This window comes from Streptomyces sp. NPDC003248, from assembly GCF_055563235.1.
The window spans coordinates 98,773-119,498 of the sequence record NZ_JBVHDT010000016.1; the positions used below are offsets into that span (position 1 = coordinate 98,773).

The following is a 20,726-nucleotide window of genomic DNA, read 5'->3' on the forward strand; positions in this document are numbered from 1 at the left end:
TCCTCACGGTTATCGGGTTCCCCACATGTAGGTCTGCTTCTTCAGCTTCAGGTAGACGAAGCTCTCGGTGGAGCGCACGCCGGGCAGGGCACGGATGCGTTTGTTGATGACGTCCAGCAGGTGGTCGTCGTCCTCGCAGACGATCTCGGCGAGGACGTCGAACGAGCCCGCGGTCATCACCACGTACTCGACCTCCGGCATGTCGGTGAGCGCGTCCGCTATGGACTCCACGTCGCCCTCGACGTTGATCCCGACCATCGCCTGCCGGCGGAAGCCCACGGTGAGCGGGTCCGTGACGGCGACGATCTGCATCACGCCCTGGTCGAGCAGCTTCTGGACGCGCTGGCGCACGGCCGCCTCGGACAGGCCGACGGCCTTGCCGATCGCGGCGTACGGCCGGCGGCCGTCCTCCTGGAGCTGCTCGATGATGGCGAGGCTGACGGCATCCAGGTGCGGGGTGCCGTTCTTGGACTCGCGGGAGTCCCGGTGCTCTGCGCTTCGACTGGCCACGGCCTCACTGTGCACGACGGATCGATGGTTCCGCAAGGCCGGTGCGATGAAATCCGTTGTTTACGTGATCGCATCCTGCGGATTTCGCAGTAACTGTGCGACCGGGGGTGTTGAAAACGTCGCGTCGCCGATTAGGGTGGGTGTCTCAGCGATTGGACAGTTCGACCTTGACAGGAGGCCGGCAGTGAGCACCGAGCTGCGTCGTCTGCGCAATTACATCGACGGTGAGTTCCGGGACGCCGTCGACGGACGGACCACCGAGGTGGTCAACCCCGCGACCGGCGAGGCGTACGCGACCGCGCCGCTGTCCGGGCAGGCGGACGTCGACGCCGCCATGCGGGCCGCCGCCGCGGCCTTCCCGGGCTGGCGGGACACCACCCCGGCCGAGCGTCAGAAGGCCCTGCTGAAGATCGCGGACGCGTTCGAGGAGCGCGCCGAGGACCTGATCGCCGCGGAGGTGGAGAACACGGGCAAGCCGGTCGGGCTGACCCGCACCGAGGAGATCCCTCCGATGGTCGACCAGATCCGCTTCTTCGCGGGCGCGGCCCGGATGCTGGAGGGGCGCAGCGCCGGCGAGTACATGGAGGGGCTGACCTCGATCGTGCGCCGTGAGCCGGTCGGCGTCTGCGCGCAGGTCGCGCCGTGGAACTACCCGATGATGATGGCCGTGTGGAAGTTCGCCCCGGCGATCGCGGCGGGCAACACGGTGGTCCTCAAGCCGTCGGACACCACCCCCGCCTCCACCGTCCTGATCGCCGAGATCATCGGCTCGATCCTGCCCAAGGGCGTCTTCAACGTCATCACCGGCGACCGCGACACCGGCCGCCTGATGGTCGAGCACCCCGTCCCCGCGATGGCCTCCATCACCGGTTCGGTACGCGCCGGCATGTCGGTCGCCGAGTCGGCGTCCAAGGACCTCAAGCGGGTCCACCTGGAGCTCGGCGGCAAGGCCCCGGTCGTCGTGTTCGACGACACCGACATCGCCAAGGCCGTCGAGGACATCTCCGTCGCGGGCTTCTTCAACGCCGGCCAGGACTGTACGGCCGCCACCCGCGTCCTCGTCCAGGAGGCCGTCCACGACGAGTTCGTGGCGGCGCTCGCCAAGGCCGCGTCCGAGACGAAGACGGGCCAGCCGGACGACGAGGACGTGCTGTTCGGCCCGCTGAACAACCCCAACCAGCTCCAGCAGGTCTCCGGATTCATCGAGCGCCTCCCCGCCCACGCCAAGGTCGAGGCGGGCGGCCACCGGGTCGGCGACAAGGGCTACTTCTACGCCCCGACCGTCGTCTCCGGCCTGAAGCAGGACGACGAGATCATCCAGAAGGAGGTCTTCGGCCCGGTCATCACCGTGCAGTCCTTCACCGACGAGGACCAGGCGGTCGAGTGGGCCAACGGCGTCGAGTACGCCCTCGCCTCCTCGGTGTGGACCAAGGACCACGGCCGCGCGATGCGCATGTCCAAGAAGCTCGACTTCGGCTGCGTGTGGATCAACACCCACATCCCGCTGGTCGCCGAGATGCCCCACGGCGGCTTCAAGAAGTCCGGCTACGGCAAGGACCTCTCGGCGTACGGCTTCGACGACTACACGCGGATCAAGCACGTGATGACGTCGCTGGACGCGTAACCACGCGGTGGGCGCGGGCAGTCGACGCCGAAAGGGCCTGCCGTCCGCGCGGAGGTCGATCGGGTGTCGCCGTCCGTGCGGAGGCCGTTCGGGTGTGTCGTCGTCCGTGCGGAGGCCGGCCGGGTGCCGGCGTCCGTGCGGAGGCCGGCCGGGTGTGTCGCCGTCCGCGTGGAGGCTGATCGGGTGCCGGCGTCCGCGCGGAGGTCGACAGGGTGTCGTGGCCGGCCCGCCACGCTCGACGTGACGTCGATTGCCCGCGCACGGCGGGGCGGGGCAGGCTGCGCCCATGCCCCTCCCCGTCCCGCTTCCCGCGAAGCCCCCCTCGCCGTCCCGTCGCTCCGTGCTGCGCGCGTCCGGTCTCGGCGCCGCGCTCGGCGTGCTCGCCGGGTGCGGGGTGCAACCCGCCTACGTCCAGCCCGGCGACCGCGCCGCCACCGACCTCTCCGCCTCCGACAAGCGGCTGACCTGGGCGAACTGGCCGCTCTACATCGACACGGACGACGACGACCCGACACGGCGGCCGACGCTGGACGCCTTCGCCGAGAGCACCGGCATCTCCGTCGGCTACACCGAGGAGATCAACGACAACGACGAGTTCTTCGGCAAGATCAGCCCCGCGCTGATGAACCACCAGCCGACCGGCCGCGACCTGATCGTCATCAGCGACTGGATGTGCGCGCGGTTCGTGCGGCTCGGCTGGGTGCAGGAGATGGACCGGGCCCGCCAGCCCCACGTGGCGAAGTACCTGGACCCGCTGCTGCGTTCGCCCGCCTTCGACCCGGGCCGCCGGTACACCGTGCCCTGGCAGTCCGGCATCACCGGCATCGCCTACGACCGGCGCCGGCTGGGCCGCGAGATACGGCACGTCTCCGAGCTGTGGGCCGACGACCTGAAGGGGCGGGTCACCCTCCTGTCAGGCCTGGACGAGGCGTTCGCGCTGCTGATGCAGGGCAACGGCGTCGACATCACCCGCTGGACGGCGGACGACTTCCACACCGTGTGCGATCAGGTGGAACGGCAGGTCCACTCCGGCCACATCCGCCGCTTCACCGGCAACGACTACACCAAGGACCTGGTCAGCGGCGACGTCCTGGCGTGCCAGGCGTACTCCGGCGACGTCATCCAGCTCCAGGCGGACAACCCCGACATCCGCTTCGTCGTGCCCGAGGAGGGCGCGGAGCTGTGGTCGGACTCCCTGATGGTCCCCGACCTCGCCGGGCACAAGGCCAACGCCGAGCGGCTGATCGACTACTACTACGAGCCCGAGGCCGCCGCCGAACTCGCCGCCTGGGTCAACTACGTCTGCCCGGTGCCCGCGGCGCAGGCCGTCCTCGCCGACTCCGACGACGAGGAGACCGCCGCGCTCGCCGAGAACCCGCTGATCTTCCCCGACGCCGGCATGCGGCAACGGCTCGCGGTCGCACGGGACATCACGTCGACGGAGCGGCTGGAGTTCGCCAGGCGGTGGAACGGGATCGTGGGGTTGTGACGGTGGGGTGCCGTCGTCCCCGTGGGCCGGCGGTGCCGCGCGATGGTGCGTAGGCCGGCGGTCGTCGGCATGCCCCTCGGCCTCTCCGGGAAGAACCGGCCGCACCGGACAGAGCGTCCGGCTCAAGCAGTGGCGCGGGCCGGCCTTGCGAACAGACAAGCTCGCCATCGCCTACCGGGCGGCACCCCACCTCGCTGCCGTCCTCATCCGCACCCGACACTGAGCGGCGGAGAACCTAGCCGGAGGCGCTCGGCAGCCACCCGGTAGCGGCCACCACTTCGCGTGCTATGGCGACCACGGCACGTCCGTCGGAACGGCTTCCGCGTTCTGCTTCGGTAACGAATTCGGTGCCGGACCGCTTGCGGGCCGACCCGGGAGATACCCGGCGGCGAGCACCGACCTCGCCCCTACGGAACGCCCGGCAGCTCCCCCTGGTTGACGACCCCGAACGGGATGTGGACGCTCGGGGTGGTCCGGGAGGTGCCCTCCAGGTGGCTCACCTGGTCGTCGAAGAAGATGTGCGGGCGCAGCACGTCCATGACCGAGCTCTTGTCGACGCCGCCGAGGAAGAAGGCGTCGTTGACGGTCACCCCCCAGTTGTTCAGGCTCAGGACGGCGCGTTCGTGCGCGGGGGCGTTGCGGGCGGTGACGATGGAGACGTGCACGCGGATCGCGTAGTCCGGGTCCTCCCGGCGCCGTTCCTCCTCCCGGCGCTGGAGCGTGTTGATCTCGCGCAGGAAGTCCCGTAGGGGGCCCGCGTCGTGCGGGGTGGCGACGTTCAGGGACTCGTGGGCGCGGAAGCCCTCCAGGCCGTCCTGCTGGAAGACGCGCTCCGACTCGTCGCTCGCGAGGACGCCGTCGAAGTCGAACGCGATCCGCAGGTCCTGGTCCTCGGGGTCGTCGGCCACGGCGGAGCCGAGGACCCGGCCCGCCGGCAGCCCCGACGCCACGGCCTCCCGGACGTCGTTCTCGTCCGCCGACAGGAACAGCGACATGTGCAGCGCCCGCATGAACCGGTACGGCGCCCGCCCCTGCATGAAGACGGCCCGGCTGATGGGCAGTCCGTGCGCCTTGATGGACCGCATGACCCGCAGGCCCGTGTCGGGGTCGTTGCGGGAGAGGATGATCACCTCGACCAGCGGGTCGTCCTCGGGGGCCAGGTCGTTCAGGGACAGGATGCGGCGGATGAAGGGGAACGCGACGCCGGGACGCAGTGTGTTGTCCACGTTGTCGCGCTGGTAGGTGCGGTAACTCTCCTCGCCCTCCCGCCGGAACACGGCGTCGGACTCCGCCAGGTCGAACAGCGCGCTGGAGGCGATCCCGATGACCAGGCGGTTCTCGAGGCTGTACGGCGGCATGACGGCTCCCCTCGTGCGGCGCCGCGGGCCGGCGGCGTGTGCGGCGGCGCCGACTGTAGTCCGCGGCCGACAACCCCGCTCGCCCCGCCCGCGGCCGCCGGCCCCATTCGCCCCGCCCGCGGCCGGCCTGCCGGCGGCGCCGACCGGCCGGCGGCCATGAGGCCGGATCTCGCCCCGTAGCTGCGGAAGGCCCGTTGCTCCTACTCTGGAAGCCGCCGTCGGGGGAGGGTGGACGTGAGCCGCACCGCACCGCAACAGCCGTCCGGGCGCCGCCTGGAGGAATCGATCGCCTGGGCGGTCAGGAACGCCGACGGTGTGGTGGCCATCGGGGTCGCCCTGGTCGTCGGCCTGATGGACATCCTGGACAAGGACTTCGAGAACAACATCGTCACCGGCTCCATCCTGCTGGTTCTCGCGGCGCTGGTCTACGGCTCGCTGGCGGAGCGACGGCGGCGGCTGGCCGACATCAGGGACGCGACCGCGGGCACGAGCCGGGCGATCGAGGACCTCTCCATGGTGCGCACCCTGGCCGGTCCCGAGGTGGGGCTCGCGCACGAGCAGGCCCGGCGCTCCACCGCCCGCTGGGTGTTCAAGGGCGGCACGGGCACCTATCTGCGCGCCGTCACCCTGCCGGAGTGCGTGCTGGAGGCGCGGCGGCAGCGGCGCTCCCTCAGTGTGAAGATCGACATCGTGAACCCGGCCGACGACCGGGTCTGCGCGGCCTACGCCCGCTTCCGGCGCACCTTCGGCCACCGGCAGGAGGGCGGCGCGTACACGGCGTGGACCCCCGAGCGCACCCGGAAGGAGTCCTACGCCACCGTGGTCGCCGCCGCCTGGCACCGGCAGCGGCTGGACACGCTGGAGATCGACGTCCACCTGTCGTCGGTGGCGCCGACCCTGCGCTTCGACCTGTCCGACACCTGCCTGATCATCACCCAGGACGACCCGCGCCGCGTCAGCCTCTGCGTGGAGCGGGGACGGCCGCTGTACGACTACTACGTCACCGAGCTGCACCAGAGCCGGGAACAGGCGGTCAAGCTGGATCTGCGGGAGGCCACCGCGCTGAGCGACGAGCCGACCGTCGACGAGGTCAGACGCCTGCTCGACCGGCTCGGACTGCCGCTGCCGGCGAGTTTCACCGACCGTGACGTCGGCGACATCATCGACAAGGCGCTGCGGGCGGAGGACCCGTACCGACGGTAGCGCCGCTGTTGTGGGCGAGGGGGGAACGATGGACTACCCGGCCCTGGAACGGGCCGCCCGGCGGGGCGCCGCCGGCGAGGTGATGCGGCAGGCCGCGGCGGAGCTGGAAGAGGTCGTCACCGGCCGGCGGGCGCTGCGCGCGGTGTGCCATCCGCTGGGCTTCGTCTGCCTGCCCGTCCTGCGGGACGGCGCGGACGGCGTGTGCGTGCACGTCTTCGGCCCGGCCGACCCGGGCCCGACGGACCATCAGGTGCACTCGCACAGCTGGAACCTGACGAGCACCGTGCTGTACGGGCGGCTGGGCAACCGGCGGATACGCGTCCACGACGAGACCGCGCACCCCACCCACCGGGTGTTCGAGGTGCGCAGCGACCCCTCGGGCGTGGACGAACTGCGGCCCACCGACCGGCTGGTGCGCTGTCTGCCGGGCGTCGAGCAGACCAGCGCGCGCGGCCAGACGTACGACCTTCCGGCGGGCGAGTTCCACACCACCGTGGTGCCGGACGGACGTCCGGCCGCCACCCTGGTGCTGGGGCGGACACTGCCCGGCCGGGCGGACCTCTCCCTGGGCCCGCTGCGGGCCCCGGGCCGCCGCATGGTCCGCAGGACCTGCGACGCGGCCCAGACCGCCCGGATCGCCCGGGCCGCCCTCAGGAGGATCCATGAGCCAGAACCCGACCCGCCCGACTGACCCCGCGGCCCCCTACGCCCGCGAGTGCCGTACGGCGGTGGCGGCCGCCGAGGAGGCCGGGACGCTGCTGCGGTCCCGCTTCCCGGACGGTTTCGCCGCCCGTCCCAAGGGCGGACTCGGCGACGTCGTCACCGACCTGGACCTGCTGGCCGAGCGGATCGTGGTGGGCCGCATCCGGGAGCGGTTCCCGCACGACCGGATCCTCGCCGAGGAGTCGGGGGAGGCCGCCGCCGGGGAGCCGGGCGGCGACGGCGGCGGCCGCACCTGGCTGGTGGACCCGCTCGACGGCAGCAACAACGTGGTGATCGGGCTGCCCGTCTACGTGGTCGGCGTCGCCCTGTGCGTCGACGGGGCGCCGGTGGTGGGGGTGGTGCACGAACCGGTGAGCGGGCGGACCTGGTCGGCGCGGCTGGGGTGCGGCGCGTACGGGCCGCGCGGACGGCTCGCGCCGGCCGGCCGCGGCCGGCCGCCGTCCGCCGCCGGGCCGGTGCTGGCCTGGACCCAGGGACACGCGGTCCGCCGCGACGACCGCGCCGCCCGCACCCTGCGGCACACCCTGGAACTCGGCTCCCGGCGGCTGCTCCAGCTCTGGGCGCCGCTGCTGGCCTGGACCCTGCTGGCCCGCGGGGACATCGACGGCTTCGTCGGCTACCGCGCCGAGGCGATCGACCTGCCGGCGGGGGCGCTCCTGGCCCGCGAGGCCGGGGTCGCCGTACGGCACCTCGACGGGCGCGAGTTCGGCGGGGACTTCCGGGCGCCGGACACGGAGCGCTCCTTCGTCGCGGGACGGCCGGAGACCCTGCCGTACCTGCTGGAGCTGGCGGCGGGCGCGGGCGCCGGGGAGGGCCGGGCGGTGACCGCGACCGGCCTCAGCCCGTCACCGCCAGCGCCGCCACCGACGCCGTGACCGCCGCCACCGCGAGGACGGCGCCCGTCCCCATGAGCCGGGCCACCGGCACCCGTACCCCGTACGCGTGGCACCGCTCGTACCACAGCAGCGTGGCCAGCGAGGCCCACGGGGTGACCACCGGGCCGACGTTGGTGCCCACGAGGAGCGCGAGCAGCTGGTCGTGGTGGCCGAGCGGGACGGCGGACTCGCCGGCCAGGTAGACGGGGAGGTTGTTCAGGGCGTTCGACAGGCCGGCGCCCACCCCCGCCGCGCGGAGCATGCCCACGAGGCCGTCGTCGTCGCCGACCGCGGCGGCCAGCAGGTCGTGCAGGCCGTTGGCGTTGACCGTCTCGACCACCAGGAACATGCCGGGGACCATGACCAGCAGCCGCCACGGCACGAGCGAGAGCCGCAGCGCGGAGCGGTCGCGGACCGCGTACGCGGCGACCACCACCGCCGTGGCCGTCGCGGACGCGATCCACAGCTCGACGTCCGCGACCAGGATCGCCAGCAGGAAGCCGCCGCAGGCCAGGGCACAGGCCCGGAACAGCACCGGGTCGGCGGGCCGGTGCGGACCGGGCGGCACGTAGCGGTCGGCGTCCACCGCCCGGACGTCCTTCCCCGCCGGGCCGTCCTGCGGCCCCCTTACGGCGTCCCCTGACAGGCCGTGCGCCGGTGCCCCCGCGGTGCTCCCCGCCGGGGCGCTCTCCGGCCCCCGCACGTCCGCGCGTTCCCGTACGGCGTCCCGTTCCCGTACGTCCGCCGGCCCCCGCAGGTCCCCCTCGCGCGCCGCCCCCGGGCCGCCGCCCACGCCGTGCGGGCCCGCCGGGGCGGACGGGCCGGCGCCCCGCCGGCCCCGGCGCCAGTAGAAGACCCACAGACAGGCCATGGTCACCGCGATCGCCGCCAGCTGCGGCGCCCACATGCGGCCCGCCAGGCCCAGCGGGGACAGCGCCACCCGGTCGGCGGCGAGCAGGTTCGTCAGGTTGGAGACCGGCAGCAGCAGGCTCGCCGTGTTGGCCAGCCAGACCGTCGTCATCGCCAGGGGGACGGCCGCGATGCCGACGCGGGAGGCGAGGGCCAGCATCACCGGGGTCAGCAGGACCGCCGTGGTGTCCAGGTTCAGGGCGATCGTGGTGAGCGAGGCGAAGGCCACGCAGAGGAGGAAGAGCAGCGGGTAGCTGCCCCGGCCGGCGCGCGCGACCCGGGCCGCCACCACGTCGAACACCTCGGCCCTGCTGGTCAGTTCGGCCAGCACGATCACCGTGCCGAGGAACGCCAGCAGCGGGGCGACACGGGCCGTCGCGTCGGCCGCCGAAGCGGTGGGCAGCAGCCCTGTGGCCAGGCACACCAGTCCGGTCGCGAGCAGGCCGATCGCCAGCCGGTCCAGCACATGCAGACGTCGAAGACCACGCACGGGGGACAGGTTCGCACACTCGTGCCCCCCTGTGACCGGGGCCCCCTTCCCGGCGGTTCCGCCACCGGAGTCCCCCGGCCGGGATTCCGGCCGGTACTCCGGCCGGTACTCTGACCGGGAAACCGGTGCATATCGACGCTCACTCACTGCACTATGAATACATGGGGGAGCGTCAGAGCACCGCACCGACAGCGCCGTTGGACTTCTTCGTCAGCTATTCGCCCGCCGACGAACGCTGGGCGTCCTGGATCGCCTGGACCCTGGAGGAGGCCGGCTACCGCACGGTCCTCCAGGCGTGGGACTTCGTCCCCGGCACCAACTTCGTGGACTTCATGGACCGGGGCGTGAGCGAGTCGGCCGCCGTCATCGCCGTCCTCTCGCGCAACTACGAGCGGTCCCGCTACGGCCGGATGGAGTGGCAGGCGGCCCTGCGCGCCGACCCCGACGTCCCCGAGCGCCGGCTGCTCACCGTACGGGTCGAGGACATCCCGGTGGAGGGCCTGCTCGCCACCATCACCTACGTCGACCTGGTGCCCGTCACCGATCCGGCGGCCGCCCGCGAGCTGCTCCTCACCCGGGTCCGCCAGGCCCTCGACGGCCGCGCCCGGCCCAGCCTGCGGCCGGACTACCCGGGCGGGAACGGTCCGTCGTCCCCGGCCGCCCCGGCGCCGTCCGCCCCGCCGCCGGGCCGGCCCCTCGGGCGGCCCGGCTGGGCCGGCCGGCGCAGACCGGCGGCGCCACCGGCGTACCCGCCGGCGGCCGAGGGCGCCCGGGGGCGCGAGGCGGTCACCGTGCTCCACCTGGCCGGCCCCGCCTTCGGACGCGGCCAGGACCCGGCCGAACTCCAGGCGGCGATCTGGGGCGACCTCGTCGAGCTGACCGACGCCGGCGCCCCCGCCCCCGACCTGCTGGTGGTGACCGGCGACCTGACCGCCTCCGGCAGCCCCCGCGAGGTCGACCAGGCGCTCGCCTTCCTCACCGGTCTGCGCGCGCTCCTCGGCCTCGAACCGCACCGGGTCGCCGTCGTCCCCGGCGGCCGGGACGTCAACCAGGCCGCCTGCCAGGCCTACTTCAGCACCTGCGAGGCCGACGAGATGCCGCCCCGGCCGCCGTACTGGCCCAAGTGGCGGCACTTCGCCCGGCTCTTCCAGGAGCTGTACCAGGGCCTCGACACCGTCTTCGACAGCGACCAGCCCTGGACCCTGTTCCCCGTGCCCGAACTGCGCACCGTCGTCGCCGGGCTCAACTCGTCCATGGCCCACAGCCACCGCCTCGACGACCGGTACGGCCTGGTCGGACCCGAGCAGGCCGCCTGGTTCGCCCAGGCGCTGCGCCCGTACGAGGAGGAGGGGTGGCTGCGCATCGGGGCGCTGCGGCACCCGCCCGGAACGGCGCGGGGCGGCGCCGCCGACGGGGACGGCCCGCTGCGCGACACCGACGTCCTCGCCCGGCTCACCGCGCCCCGGCTGCACCTGCTCCTGCACGGCCCGGCGGACCCCGGCACCCGCCCCGGCCTCACCACCTCCTCCGGCGAACCGCCGCTCCTCGGCGCCGCCGGACCCGGCCGGCACCGGCTGCTGCACATCGGCGGCGACGCGCTGGTCCTCTGGGACGGACCCCGCGAGCCGGAACGGCGCGAGACGCGGTGGCGGCGGGCCCACGGCGTGTTCGGCGCCGGACCGGACCGGCCGAGCCCCGACGGCCAGGTACCGGGACCGGACCTCCCGGCGGACCCGGACCTCCCCGCCGACCCCGAGCCGCGCGCCCTCCAGTCCCCGGCCGAGCTGCTGCTCGACCGCGTCGCCGAGGTCTGCCGCACCCGGCACGAGGGCGCCCAGATCCGCCCGGTGGCCGGAGCCGTGCCCCAACTCCTCGTCACCTGGGAGCAGTCGGGCTTCGTCCGCCAGCAGCGGGTCGCCGTGCACACCGGCACCCCGACCGCCGAGGACGTCGACCGGGTCGTCGCCCTGGTCCACGCGGCGGACTCCGAGACCGAGGCCGAACTCGTCCACGACGGCCCGCCGCCCGCCCGCGAACTGCGCGACCAGGCCCGCCGCAGAGGCGTCCGGGTCCGCAGCTTCACCGAGTTCCAGGGCCTGCTCGACCTGCGCGGCTACGTCGCCGCCCAGAGCGAGCGGCTGCGCACCGACCCCCGCTACCCCCCGGGCATGTACCTGCCGCAGCGGTACCGGGAGGTGGAGCGCCTCGGCTCCGAGGAGCACGACGGCCTGGTCGACGCCATGCTCCGCCTCCTCGACTCCGACCAGGGCCGCTTCCTGCTGCTCCTCGGCGACTTCGGACACGGCAAGACCTTCGCGCTGCGCGAGCTGGCCCGCCGCGTCCCGGCCGAACTGCCCCACCTGGTCCCGCTGCTGGTGGAGCTGAACGCGCTGGACCGGGCCTACTCCTTCGAGGGCCTGGTCGCCGCGCACCTCGCCGCCCACGGCGTCGACACCATCGACCTGCGCGCCTTCCGCTACATGCTCCAGCAGGGCCGGATCGTGCTGCTCTTCGACGGCTTCGACGAACTGGTCACCCAGGTCACCTACGACCGCGCCGCCGAACGGCTCCAGGTCCTGCTGGACTCCGCCGTCGACAGCGCGAAGATCGTCGTCAGCAGCCGCACCCAGCACTTCCGCTCCCAGGGCCAGGTGCTGACCGCCCTCGGCGAACGCGTCGGCCTCCTGCCGCACCGCAGGGTGCTGGCCGTCCAGGAGTTCACCCCGCGCCAGATCCACGCCTACCTGGTCAACCGCTACGACGGCGACGAACGCGCCGCCGACCGCCGGGTGCGGCTCCTCGACGCCATCCCCGACCTGCTCGCCCTGTGCCGCAACCCCCGGCTGCTCGGCTTCGTCGCCGACCTCGACGACGACCAGCTCCGCGCGGTCGCCGGAGCCGGCCGGGCGCTCAGCCCCGCCGGCCTGTACGAGGAGGTCCTCACCGCCTGGCTCGGCTTCGAGGCCCAGCGCGCCGGCGGCCCCGGCCGGGCCCCCGGACTCGGCCTGGACCAGCTGTGGAGCGCGGTCACCGCGCTCGCCCTGCGCCTGTGGGAGAGCGGCCAGGACTCGCTGCGCCTGGACGAGCTCACCGATGTCGCCGAGACCCTCGGCGGGCTCACCGACAGCCGGCTGTCCGTGCCGCAGGCCGCCCACGCGGTCGGCTCCGGCAGCCTGCTGGTGCGCAGCGACGAGGGGGTGTTCCGGTTCATCCACGGCTCGGTGACGGAGTGGCTCGTCGCCCGCGCCTGCGCGCTGCGGCTGGCCGCCGGGGACCCCGCGCTGCTGGCGAGGCGGCCGCTGAGCCGGCTGGCCGTGGAGTTCCTGTGCGACCTCGCCGACCACCGCGCCTGCCAGGAGTGGGCCGAACGGGCCCTGGGCGGCGACGAGGGCGAGGAGACCGCCCGCGCCAACGCGGTGAAGATCCTCGCCCGGCTGCGCGTCCCCGCCCACACCGACCTGCGCGGCGCCGCCCTCGCCGGCGAGGACCTGTCCTACCGCGACTTCTCCGGCGTCGACCTCACCCGCGCCGACCTCACCGACGCCCGCCTGGTCGGCGCCAACCTCTCCGGCGCCGTGCTGCGCGACGCCCGGCTGACCGGCGCCCGCCTCGACGGCGCCGACCTCACCGGCGCCGACCTGCGCGGCGCCGACCTGCGGCGGGCCCGGCTGATCCGCACCGACCTGACCGGCGCCCGGGTCGAGGGCGGCCGGTGGCGGCGGGCGGCGCTCGTCGCGGCGACCTGCGGCCCCGGCCTGCCCGGCACCCCCGAACTGGCGGCCGCCGCCCTCGCCCCCGGCATGGCCGTCGACTCCGGCTTCCGGCCCTCCGCGGTCGGCGTGCCGTACGGCTTCGACATGCGCACCAGCCGGCTGCCGGAACCCATCTCCTACAGCCCCGACGGCGAACTCCTCGCCGTCGGCAGCGAGGACGGCGGAGTGCTGGTCTGCGACGCCGTCACCGGCACCGCCCTGCGCACCCTGAAGGGCCACACCGACCGCGTCTACGCCGTCAAGTTCCGCGAGCGGGTGCTGGCCACCGGCAGCGCCGACGGGACCGTACGGCTCTGGGACCCGGTGTCCGGCGTGTGCCGGCACCGGCTGGAGATCCACCCGGCGGGCGTCTGGCCGGTCGTCCTCGACGCCGAGGGGGCGCTGCTGGCGACCGGCGACGCCGACGGCGTGGTCACCCTGTGGGACACGGCCACGGGCGAACCGCTGCACCGGCTGCCCGGGCACGCCGCGCCCGTCTACACGGTCGCCTTCGGGCCGGACGGCGCCACCCTGGTCACCGGCGACGCCTCCGCCACCGTACGGCTGTGGAACCTCGCCGACGGCCGGCCGGCCGGGGAACTGCCCGGCCACCGGGGCGCGGTGTTCCGGGCCCGGTTCAGCCCGGACGGCACCCTGCTCGCCACCGGCGACATGGGCACCGGGCGGGCCGGCACGGTGCGGGTGTGGGACGTGGCCGGGCGGCGGGTGCTGCACACGTTCACCGGACACGCGGGGCGCGTCTACACGCTGGACTTCCATCCCGGCGGCCGGTTCCTGGTGAGCGGCGACACCGAGGGCGAGGTGCGGCTGTGGGACCTGGCCGCCGGGGCCGGCGCGGGGCTGCTCGGCGGCTGCCGGGGCGCGGTGTACCAGGTGCTGTTCGACCCCGACGGGACACTGCTCGCCGCCGGGGACAGCCAGGGCGTCGTCCGGCTGTGGCGCGTCGCGCCGGACGCCGACCCGGTCGCCGTGCCCCTCGGCCGGCAGCCCGCGGAGCACCGGGGCTCGGTCTGGGTGTGCAAGTTCCGCCCGCACGGCGACGCGCCCGCCCCGGAGGCCGCCTCCCTGCTGGTGACCGGCGCCAACGACGGCGTCGTACGCCTGTGGGACCCGGCCACCGGCCAGGGCCGGCGCATCCTGCGCGGCCACGGGCGGCGGATCGGCAGCCTGTCCTTCAACGCCGACGGCTCCCTGCTGGCGGCCGGCGGCAACGACGGCCACGTCCGGATCTGGCACGCCGGCACCGGGCGGCGGCTGCGGGAACTGACCGGGCACAGCGACCGCCTGGTCTCCGCCGCGTTCAGCCCGGCCGATCCCGCCCTGCTGGCCACCGCGAGCAGCGACGGCGACCTGTACCTGTGGAACGCCGGGACCGGCGAGTACCAGCGCGAGATGGACGTCGAGACGGACCATGTGTGGGCCGAGGCGTTCAGCGCGGACGGCAGGCTGGTGGCCACCGCCAACGACGACGACACCGTACGGCTCTGGTACCGGGCCACCGGCGCCCACGTCGTCACCGTCACCGAGCACTACGGCCGGGTCCGCTCCATCGCCTTCCGGCCCGACGGGGCGGTCCTCGCCACCGGCTGCGACGACCGCAAGGTGCGGATCTGGGACCTGGCCGCCCGCCGCGTCACCGCCGTCCTCGACGGGCACGCCGACCGGGTGTACGCGGTCGCGTTCGCGCCCGACGGCTCCTGGCTGGCCAGCGCCTCCTGGGACGGGCAGGCGGTGATCTGGCGGGACGGGACGGTCGCCCACCGGCTGACCGGGCACACCGGCAAGGTGTGGACGGCCGCCGCGCACCCGCTGCGCCCCCTGCTGGCGACCGCCGGCGACGACCGGACGGTCCGCCTGTGGGACCCGAGCACCGGACGCGCCACCGCCGTCCTGACCGGCCACACCGGCCGCGTGCTGGCGGTCGCGTTCAGCCCCGACGGCTCCCTGCTCGCCAGCGGCGGCGAGGACGGCACGGTACGGCTGTGGAACGTCCCCGGCGGCGCCCCGGCCTCCCTGCGCGCCACCCTCGTCGGACTGCCCGGCGGCTGGGCGGCGCTGTCGCCGTCCGGCGGCTACAAGTTCGAGGGCGACGTCACGGGCGAGTTCTGGCACGCGGTGGGCATGTGCCGGTTCGAGCCCGGCGAACTGGACGGACACCTGCCCGGGGTACGGCACGTGCCGCTGGAGGAGCCCTTGGGCTGAGGGGCGCGCCCCGTCCGCCCCGTCTCCCCGGCGGCCGCCCGCCGGAGCCGGAAACATGTTTTGAACATGTTCAAATGCAGGCGTACGCTGCCGCCATGAGCGACAGAGCCGCCCTTCTGAGGGGCATCCGCGCCTGGCTGGTCTTCTTCGTCGTGTGCCTGGCGCTCAGCGGCGCCACGGCCTTCCCCCTGGTGCACGAACTGCGCTGGACCGAGGACGCGTTGCGCGCCCTGTCCGTCCCCGACCACCTGCCCGCCCTCATGGAGTGGATCGAGCGCGTACGGCGGGGACTCGACACCGCCGACGCCGAGTACCCCTTCGTCCTCTACGGCACCGACTGGCTGGCCTTCGCCCACCTCGTCATCGCCGTCGCGTTCTACGGCCCGTACCGCGACCCCGTCCGCAACGTCTGGGTCGTCGAGTTCGGCATGATCGCCTGCGCCGGTGTCGTCCCGCTCGCCCTGATCTGCGGACCGGTCAGGGGCATCCCCTTCTGGTGGACCGTCATCGACCTGTCCTTCGGGGTGTTCGGGGTGATCCCGCTGTACGCCGTCCGCCGCCGGATCAAGCGGCTGGAGGCGCTGGAGGCGCTCGCCGCCCCCAACACCCCTGCCGTGGCAGCTACTTGAGGGCGGCCATCGCGATCCGCTGGACCACCGGATTCATGCCCTCGCCCTTCGCGTCCGTCGAGTTGACGGACAGCACGAGGGTGCGGCTCAGGTCCCGGGTCCCGGCGATCACCGTGCTGTAGCCGTACCGGGCACCCGTCTTGAGCCAGTACACCGTGCCCTCGTACACGTAGCGCTGGAGGCCCGCGCTGTAGGTCGCCCCGGCGATCCCCGCCGGCACGGTGAACATCTCCTCCAACTGCGGGGCGGGCACCAGGTCCCCGCGGAACAGCCGTGTCAGCAGCCGCTCCAGGTCGGCCGTCGTCGAGATCATGCCGCCCGCCGCCTCGTCGGCCGGCACCCAGTCGGTGACGTCGACCAGTCCGGTCGTCCCGTCCGCCTTCTCCACCGCCTGGTAGCCGTGGTGGTGCGGGCCGAGGATGCGGGGATCGGCGCCCGGGAAGTACGTGTCCCGCATGCCGGCGGGCGCCAGGACCAGCTCGCCGGCCGCCGTGGCGTACGGCCGCCCGGTCACCTTCTCGATCAGCAGGCCGAGGACCGTGTAGTTGATGTTCAGGTAGTGCTGCGCGCTGCCGGGGCGGAACTCCGGCCCCTTCGCCGCCGCCGACGCCACCACCTCCCGCGGGGAGAGCGTCTCGTAGCGGTGCGCGTACAGCTCCTCGAACGTGGACCCGAGGCCGTCGCCCGCCGGGATGCCGCTGGTGTGGTTCAGCAACTGCCGTACGGTGACCGGCCGGAAGTCCTCGCCGAGGAGGCCGGGCAGATACCGCTGGACCGGCCGGTCCAGGTCGATCTCGCCCCGCGCCGCCAGTCTCAGGACCGCCGCCGCGGTGACCACCTTCGTCGTCGAACCGGCCCGGAACCGGGCGTCCGGGTCCGCCGGGCGGCCGCTCGCCAGGTCGTGCACGCCCGCGCTGCCCCGCCAGCGGCCGTCGGTCCCGCCCACCCGCACCAGGGCGGCCGTCGCGTCCTGGTCGGGAAGGCCGTCGAGCGCGGCCCGCAGGGCCGTCGCGTCCGGGCCGTACGCCCCGGACGCGACGGCGGCGGGCGCGGACGAGGCGGCCGCGGCGACCGCGGGGGCGGCGAGCGGGCCCGCGCCGAGGGCGAGGACGAGGGCGGCGGCCAGGGCCGTGGCGCGGACGGCGGTGCGGCGACGAGCACGCATACGGGGGCTCCCGAGGGATGCGGAGGACGCGGACGTGATCATCCTCGGTCGGTCGCCGCCCGGCCGGATCGTCACCGAGGAGGGCGGCCGACCCTGGAGCAACCCTGGGCCGAACGCCCTTCCCGGTGGGGGAGTCGTCAGGGTCGGACCCTGACTTCCCGGTGCCGTGCCGTGCCGTGCCGTGGCGTGGGGTGCCGTGCGGTGCGGGATCCGGTGCCGGTGCCGGTGCCGGATGCCGTGCTGATGCCGTGTCCGCTGGGGCCGGTGTCCGCCGGTCAGGTCCCGCGCAGTCCGCAGAGCAGGTCGACCCGGTTCGTCGTGATGGAGTCGACGCCCAGGTCCAGCAGGCGCCGCAGGGAACGGCGGGTGTCGGGGGTCCAGACCGACAGCAGGTAGCCGTCGTCGTGCACCCGGGCGACCAGGTCGCGGCCGACCAGGGAGAAGCGGTAGTTGAGCCAGCGCGGCCGCACCGCCTCCAGCAGCGCCGGGCGCGCGGGCGCCAGGGTCGTGCGGGTCAGGGCGATCTCGGCCGCCGGGTCGACGGCGCGCACGGCCAGCATCGCGGCGGCGTCCGCGCAGTAGTACACGCGGTCCGCCGCCCCCGCCTCCCGCACGACGTCCACGACCCGGCGCGCCGTCCGCACGTCCCGCGTGCCCGGCAGATCGAGCATCACCCTGCGGTCCCCGGTCGCGGCCAGCGCCTCCACCAGGGTCGGCACCCCGCCCCCCGTCAGCTCGCGCACCTCCGCCGCCGTCAGCGACAGCAACGGCCGCTCCCGCTCCCACAACCGCTTCAGCGTCTCGTCGTGCAGCAGCACGGGCACGCCGTCCCGGGTGAGGCGTACGTCGATCTCGACCGCGTCCGCGCCCAGCGAGAGGGCGGAACGCAGCGAGTCGAGGGTGTTCTCGCGGAAGCGGTAGGGGGCGCCGCGGTGAGCCACGGCCGTCACGGAATCGGAGCGCATGGGGGCCATTGTCGTCAGCGGGCGAGCCACCCGGTGGTGTAGGTGTCGATCTCCGTCCTGAGCCGCGCCTTGCCCGGCTCGTCCAGGAACGACGCCTCCACCGCGTTCTTCGCCAGCTCGGCCACACCCCGCTCGTCCAGGTCGAGCAGGCCGGCCGCGACCGCGTACTCGTTGTTGAGGTCCGTGCCGAACATGGGCGGGTCGTCGGAGTTGATGGTGACCAGGACGCCCGCCTTCACGAACTCCCTGACGGGGTGCTCGTCGAGGGTGCGGACCGCGCGCGTGGCGATGTTGGAGGTCGGGCACACCTCCAGCGCGATGCGGTGCTCGGCGAGGTGGGCGAGGAGCTTGTCGTCCTGGGCGGAGCTGGTGCCGTGCCCGATGCGCTCGGCGCGCAGGTGGGTGAGGGCGTCCCAGACGGTCTGCGGGCCGGTCGTCTCCCCGGCGTGCGGCACCGAGTGCAGGCCCGCGGCGATCGCCCGGTCGAAGTACGGCTTGAACTGGGGGCGCGCCACGCCGATCTCCGGCCCGCCGAGGCCGAAGGAGACCAGCCCCTCGGGGCGGACGCGGTCGTCGGTGGCGAGGCGGGCGGTCTCCTCGGCGGCCTGGCCGCCGGCCTCGCCGGGGATGTCGAAGCACCAGCGCAGGACGGTGCCGAACTCGGCCTCCGCCGCCTTGCGGGCGTCCTCGATCGCGTCCATGAAGGCGCGTTCGTCGATGCCCCGCCGGGTGGAGGAGAAGGGGGTGATCGTCAGCTCGGCGTACCTGACCTGCTGGCGGGCCAGGTCGCGGGCCACCTCGTAGGTGAGGAGCCGGACGTCCTCCGGGGTGCGGACGAGGTCCACCACGGACAGGTACACCTCGATGAAGTGCGCGAAGTCCGTGAAGGTGAAGTAGTCGACCAGGGCCTCGGGGTCGGTGGGGACCTTGGAGTCCGGGTGCCGGGCGGCCAGTTCGGAGACGATCCGCGGGGACGCGGAGCCGACGTGGTGGACGTGCAGTTCGGCCTTGGGCAGACCGGCGATGAAGGAGTGCAGGTGGGTGGTCAACGGGGCCTTCCCGTGATCGGCTGATCGGTGGGTCGGGGCCATCGTAGGCGGACTCGGCGCGGGCGGACGGAACGCGGAAGCGCGGGGCGCGTGCGATCCGGCCGCCCGGACCGGCCGCGCGGACCGCCCCGGCCCCCCGCTCCGGGGCCTTAGCATGGCGGCACGTACGACAGAGGGGGCCGCGCCATGTCCGACGACGCGTCGAGGCCGCACGTGCCGGAGGGTACGGGCGGATGGGGAACGGACGGAGAGGGTACGGGGGGAGACGGTACGGACCGGGACGCGGGACGGGATCCGTGGGCCGCGCCCGGTTCCGTCCCCGAAGGGGTGGAGGGGCCGCAGTACGCGGGCCCCGTGGACGCCGGTCCGCAGGACGCGCGGGCCGAGGTGCCGCAGGACGCACCGACCGAGGTGCCGCAGGATGCGCCGGCCGAGGCGTCGCCGGGTGCGCGGGCCGAGGTGTCGTTGGGCAAGGGCGACGACCGGACGCCGCCCCCGTGGGTGCACGATCAGCTCACGGTCGCCTCGCTGCCCGCGGAACCCCAGCCCTCCGGCCCGCCGCCGAACCCCTTCGCCGTCCCCCGGGACGCCCAGGACGCGGCCGTCGTGCCTCCGTCGCCGCCGAGCCCCTTCGCCGTTCCCCAGGACGCGCCCGCCGTGCCTCCGCCGCCCCATCCCTTCGCCGTCCCCCAGGACGGGGCCGTGCCCCCGCCGCCGATCGCGCCGGACGGTCCCGGGCAGGTCCCGTACGGCTATCCCGGTCACCTCGGACACCCCGGCCCCGCCGCGTACGGCGGCGCACCGGGCGGCTACGGCGGCTCTCCGGCCGGTTACGGCGGCGGGCCGGCCGCGGGGTACGGCGGTGTGCCGGCCGGGTACGGCGTGCCGGGCGGTCACGGCGGGGTGCCGGGCTACTACGGCTGGTCCGCGATGCGCCCGATGGAGAACGGGATGGGCGTGGCCGCCATGGTGCTGGGCATCGTGGCGGCCGGCGGCTTCTGCATGTGGCCGGCCGCCATCGTGATGGGGATCCTCGCGGTCGTCTTCGGTGCGATCGGGCGCGGCAAGGCGAACCGCGGCCAGGCCTCGAACGGCGGTCAGGCCCTGGCCGGCATCATCTGCGGCGCGGCCGGAGCCGCCCTCGGGATCGGGATGCTGGTCCTGCTGTTCGTGGCTCCCTGAGCCGGACGCCTCACGCGCCCCGCAGGCGCCGGCGCGCCTCCATCAGCGCGAATCCCAGCAGGTTGGGGCCTCTCCACCGCCGCGGATCGGCGGCGGCCTCGTCGTCCGCGGCGAGGCCGATGCCCCACACCCGGTCGACGGGGCTCGCCTCCACCAGGACCCGACCGCCCGTACGCAGCAGGTACGCGCGCAGCTCGGGGTGGGCCGAGAACTTGTGGACGCTGCCCTCGACGACGATCCGGAACCGCTCGCGCTCCCAGGTCGCCTCGTCGAAGCCGCGGACCAGACGCCCGGCCTTCTTGGCCTCGGCGGGGTGCTCGGCGGCCAGCGCGCGCCGCTCCGCCTCCGGGTCCCCGAACAGACGGGCCTTGCCCGCCATCATCCAGTGCTCGGCCGTCGCGTAGGCCGTCCCGTCCACCGTGAAGGGGGACGGCCACCACTGGCTCAGGCAGCTCGCGCCGACCCGGCCGTCGGGCTGCGGCCGGTGGCCCCAGAAGTGGACGTACTTGACGGGCGCCCCCGCACGGACCTCGCTGACCAGGGACTCCCAGGAATCGATCTCCGTCATGCACGCCACTGT

At 74.3% G+C, this 20,726-nt stretch carries 15 protein-coding genes and 1 pseudogene; 9 read left to right on the forward strand and 7 right to left on the reverse strand.

The window, feature by feature from the left end; translation table 11 throughout:
* Window positions 1-9 precede the first annotated feature (9 nt).
* Window positions 10-525 (reverse strand): Lrp/AsnC family transcriptional regulator, encoded by a 516-nt coding sequence (locus ACZ3KJ_RS29635; RefSeq protein WP_389520219.1) that lies wholly within the window; start codon window positions 523-525, stop codon window positions 10-12.
* A 169-nt stretch (window positions 526-694) separates the two neighbouring features.
* On the opposite strand from ACZ3KJ_RS29635, the gene ACZ3KJ_RS29640 reads away from it, so the two are divergent.
* The 3 genes and pseudogenes from ACZ3KJ_RS29640 to ACZ3KJ_RS29650 all read left to right on the forward strand — a co-directional run.
* Complete coding sequence (locus ACZ3KJ_RS29640) at window positions 695-2,134, forward strand: gamma-aminobutyraldehyde dehydrogenase (protein ID WP_467531443.1); 1,440 nt, start codon at window positions 695-697, stop codon at window positions 2,132-2,134.
* Window positions 2,135-2,420: 286 nt separating this feature from the next.
* Window positions 2,421-3,623 (forward strand): polyamine ABC transporter substrate-binding protein, encoded by a 1,203-nt coding sequence (locus tag ACZ3KJ_RS29645; protein WP_467531445.1) that lies wholly within the window; start codon window positions 2,421-2,423, stop codon window positions 3,621-3,623.
* Between the two features lie 118 nt (window positions 3,624-3,741).
* Window positions 3,742-3,846: pseudogene (locus ACZ3KJ_RS29650) on the forward strand (IS5/IS1182 family transposase); the annotation flags it as partial.
* A gap of 184 nt (window positions 3,847-4,030) precedes the next feature.
* Here ACZ3KJ_RS29650 and ACZ3KJ_RS29655 read toward each other — a convergent pair.
* Window positions 4,031-4,981 (reverse strand): 5'-nucleotidase, encoded by a 951-nt coding sequence (locus ACZ3KJ_RS29655; RefSeq protein WP_467531447.1) that lies wholly within the window; start codon window positions 4,979-4,981, stop codon window positions 4,031-4,033.
* 234 nt (window positions 4,982-5,215) lie between these two features.
* On the opposite strand from ACZ3KJ_RS29655, the gene ACZ3KJ_RS29660 reads away from it, so the two are divergent.
* From ACZ3KJ_RS29660 to ACZ3KJ_RS29670, 3 genes are read left to right on the forward strand one after another with little or no spacing between them, the layout of a single operon-like run.
* A complete protein-coding gene (locus tag ACZ3KJ_RS29660; RefSeq protein WP_467531449.1) occupies window positions 5,216-6,184 on the forward strand; it encodes a hypothetical protein in 969 nt (322 codons plus the stop codon).
* A 28-nt stretch (window positions 6,185-6,212) separates the two neighbouring features.
* Window positions 6,213-6,875, forward strand: a complete 663-nt coding sequence (locus ACZ3KJ_RS29665; protein WP_467531451.1) for a hypothetical protein — start codon at window positions 6,213-6,215, stop codon at window positions 6,873-6,875.
* Window positions 6,847-7,782, forward strand: coding sequence for an inositol monophosphatase family protein (locus tag ACZ3KJ_RS29670; RefSeq protein WP_467531453.1), 936 nt, complete (start codon window positions 6,847-6,849; stop codon window positions 7,780-7,782). Before ACZ3KJ_RS29665 ends, ACZ3KJ_RS29670 begins: the two co-directional genes overlap by 29 nt.
* Here the strand turns inward: ACZ3KJ_RS29670 and ACZ3KJ_RS29675 are convergent.
* Window positions 7,745-9,181: an SLC13 family permease gene (locus tag ACZ3KJ_RS29675; RefSeq protein WP_467531454.1), complete on the reverse strand. Its 1,437-nt coding sequence runs from the start codon at window positions 9,179-9,181 to the stop codon at window positions 7,745-7,747. The genes ACZ3KJ_RS29670 and ACZ3KJ_RS29675 overlap by 38 nt on opposite strands.
* A 161-nt stretch (window positions 9,182-9,342) precedes the next feature.
* On the opposite strand from ACZ3KJ_RS29675, the gene ACZ3KJ_RS29680 reads away from it, so the two are divergent.
* Both ACZ3KJ_RS29680 and ACZ3KJ_RS29685 read left to right on the forward strand, forming a co-directional pair.
* Window positions 9,343-15,156 (forward strand): WD40 domain-containing protein, encoded by a 5,814-nt coding sequence (locus tag ACZ3KJ_RS29680; protein ID WP_467531456.1) that lies wholly within the window; start codon window positions 9,343-9,345, stop codon window positions 15,154-15,156.
* A gap of 95 nt (window positions 15,157-15,251) precedes the next feature.
* A complete protein-coding gene (locus ACZ3KJ_RS29685) occupies window positions 15,252-15,785 on the forward strand; it encodes a hypothetical protein (protein ID WP_467531458.1) in 534 nt (177 codons plus the stop codon).
* On the opposite strand, the gene ACZ3KJ_RS29690 is transcribed toward ACZ3KJ_RS29685, so the two are convergent.
* The 3 genes from ACZ3KJ_RS29690 to ACZ3KJ_RS29700 all read right to left on the reverse strand — a co-directional run bounded on the left by ACZ3KJ_RS29690 (window position 15,778) and on the right by ACZ3KJ_RS29700 (window position 19,006).
* On the reverse strand, window positions 15,778-16,950 hold the full coding sequence (locus ACZ3KJ_RS29690) for a serine hydrolase domain-containing protein (RefSeq protein WP_467531460.1): 1,173 nt from the start codon (window positions 16,948-16,950) through the stop codon (window positions 15,778-15,780). The genes ACZ3KJ_RS29685 and ACZ3KJ_RS29690 overlap by 8 nt on opposite strands.
* Window positions 16,951-17,225: 275 nt before the next feature.
* Window positions 17,226-17,915, reverse strand: a complete 690-nt coding sequence (locus ACZ3KJ_RS29695) for a glycerophosphodiester phosphodiesterase (protein ID WP_467531462.1) — start codon at window positions 17,913-17,915, stop codon at window positions 17,226-17,228.
* 14 nt (window positions 17,916-17,929) lie between these two features.
* Window positions 17,930-19,006 (reverse strand): adenosine deaminase, encoded by a 1,077-nt coding sequence (locus tag ACZ3KJ_RS29700; RefSeq protein ID WP_467531464.1) that lies wholly within the window; start codon window positions 19,004-19,006, stop codon window positions 17,930-17,932.
* A gap of 312 nt (window positions 19,007-19,318) precedes the next feature.
* Between ACZ3KJ_RS29700 and ACZ3KJ_RS29705 the strand changes: the two genes are divergently transcribed.
* Complete coding sequence (locus ACZ3KJ_RS29705) at window positions 19,319-20,146, forward strand: DUF4190 domain-containing protein (protein ID WP_467531466.1); 828 nt, start codon at window positions 19,319-19,321, stop codon at window positions 20,144-20,146.
* 10 nt (window positions 20,147-20,156) lie between these two features.
* Here the strand turns inward: ACZ3KJ_RS29705 and ACZ3KJ_RS29710 are convergent, their stop codons facing one another.
* Complete coding sequence (locus ACZ3KJ_RS29710) at window positions 20,157-20,714, reverse strand: NADAR family protein (RefSeq protein WP_467531468.1); 558 nt, start codon at window positions 20,712-20,714, stop codon at window positions 20,157-20,159.
* Window positions 20,715-20,726: the final 12 nt, after the last annotated feature.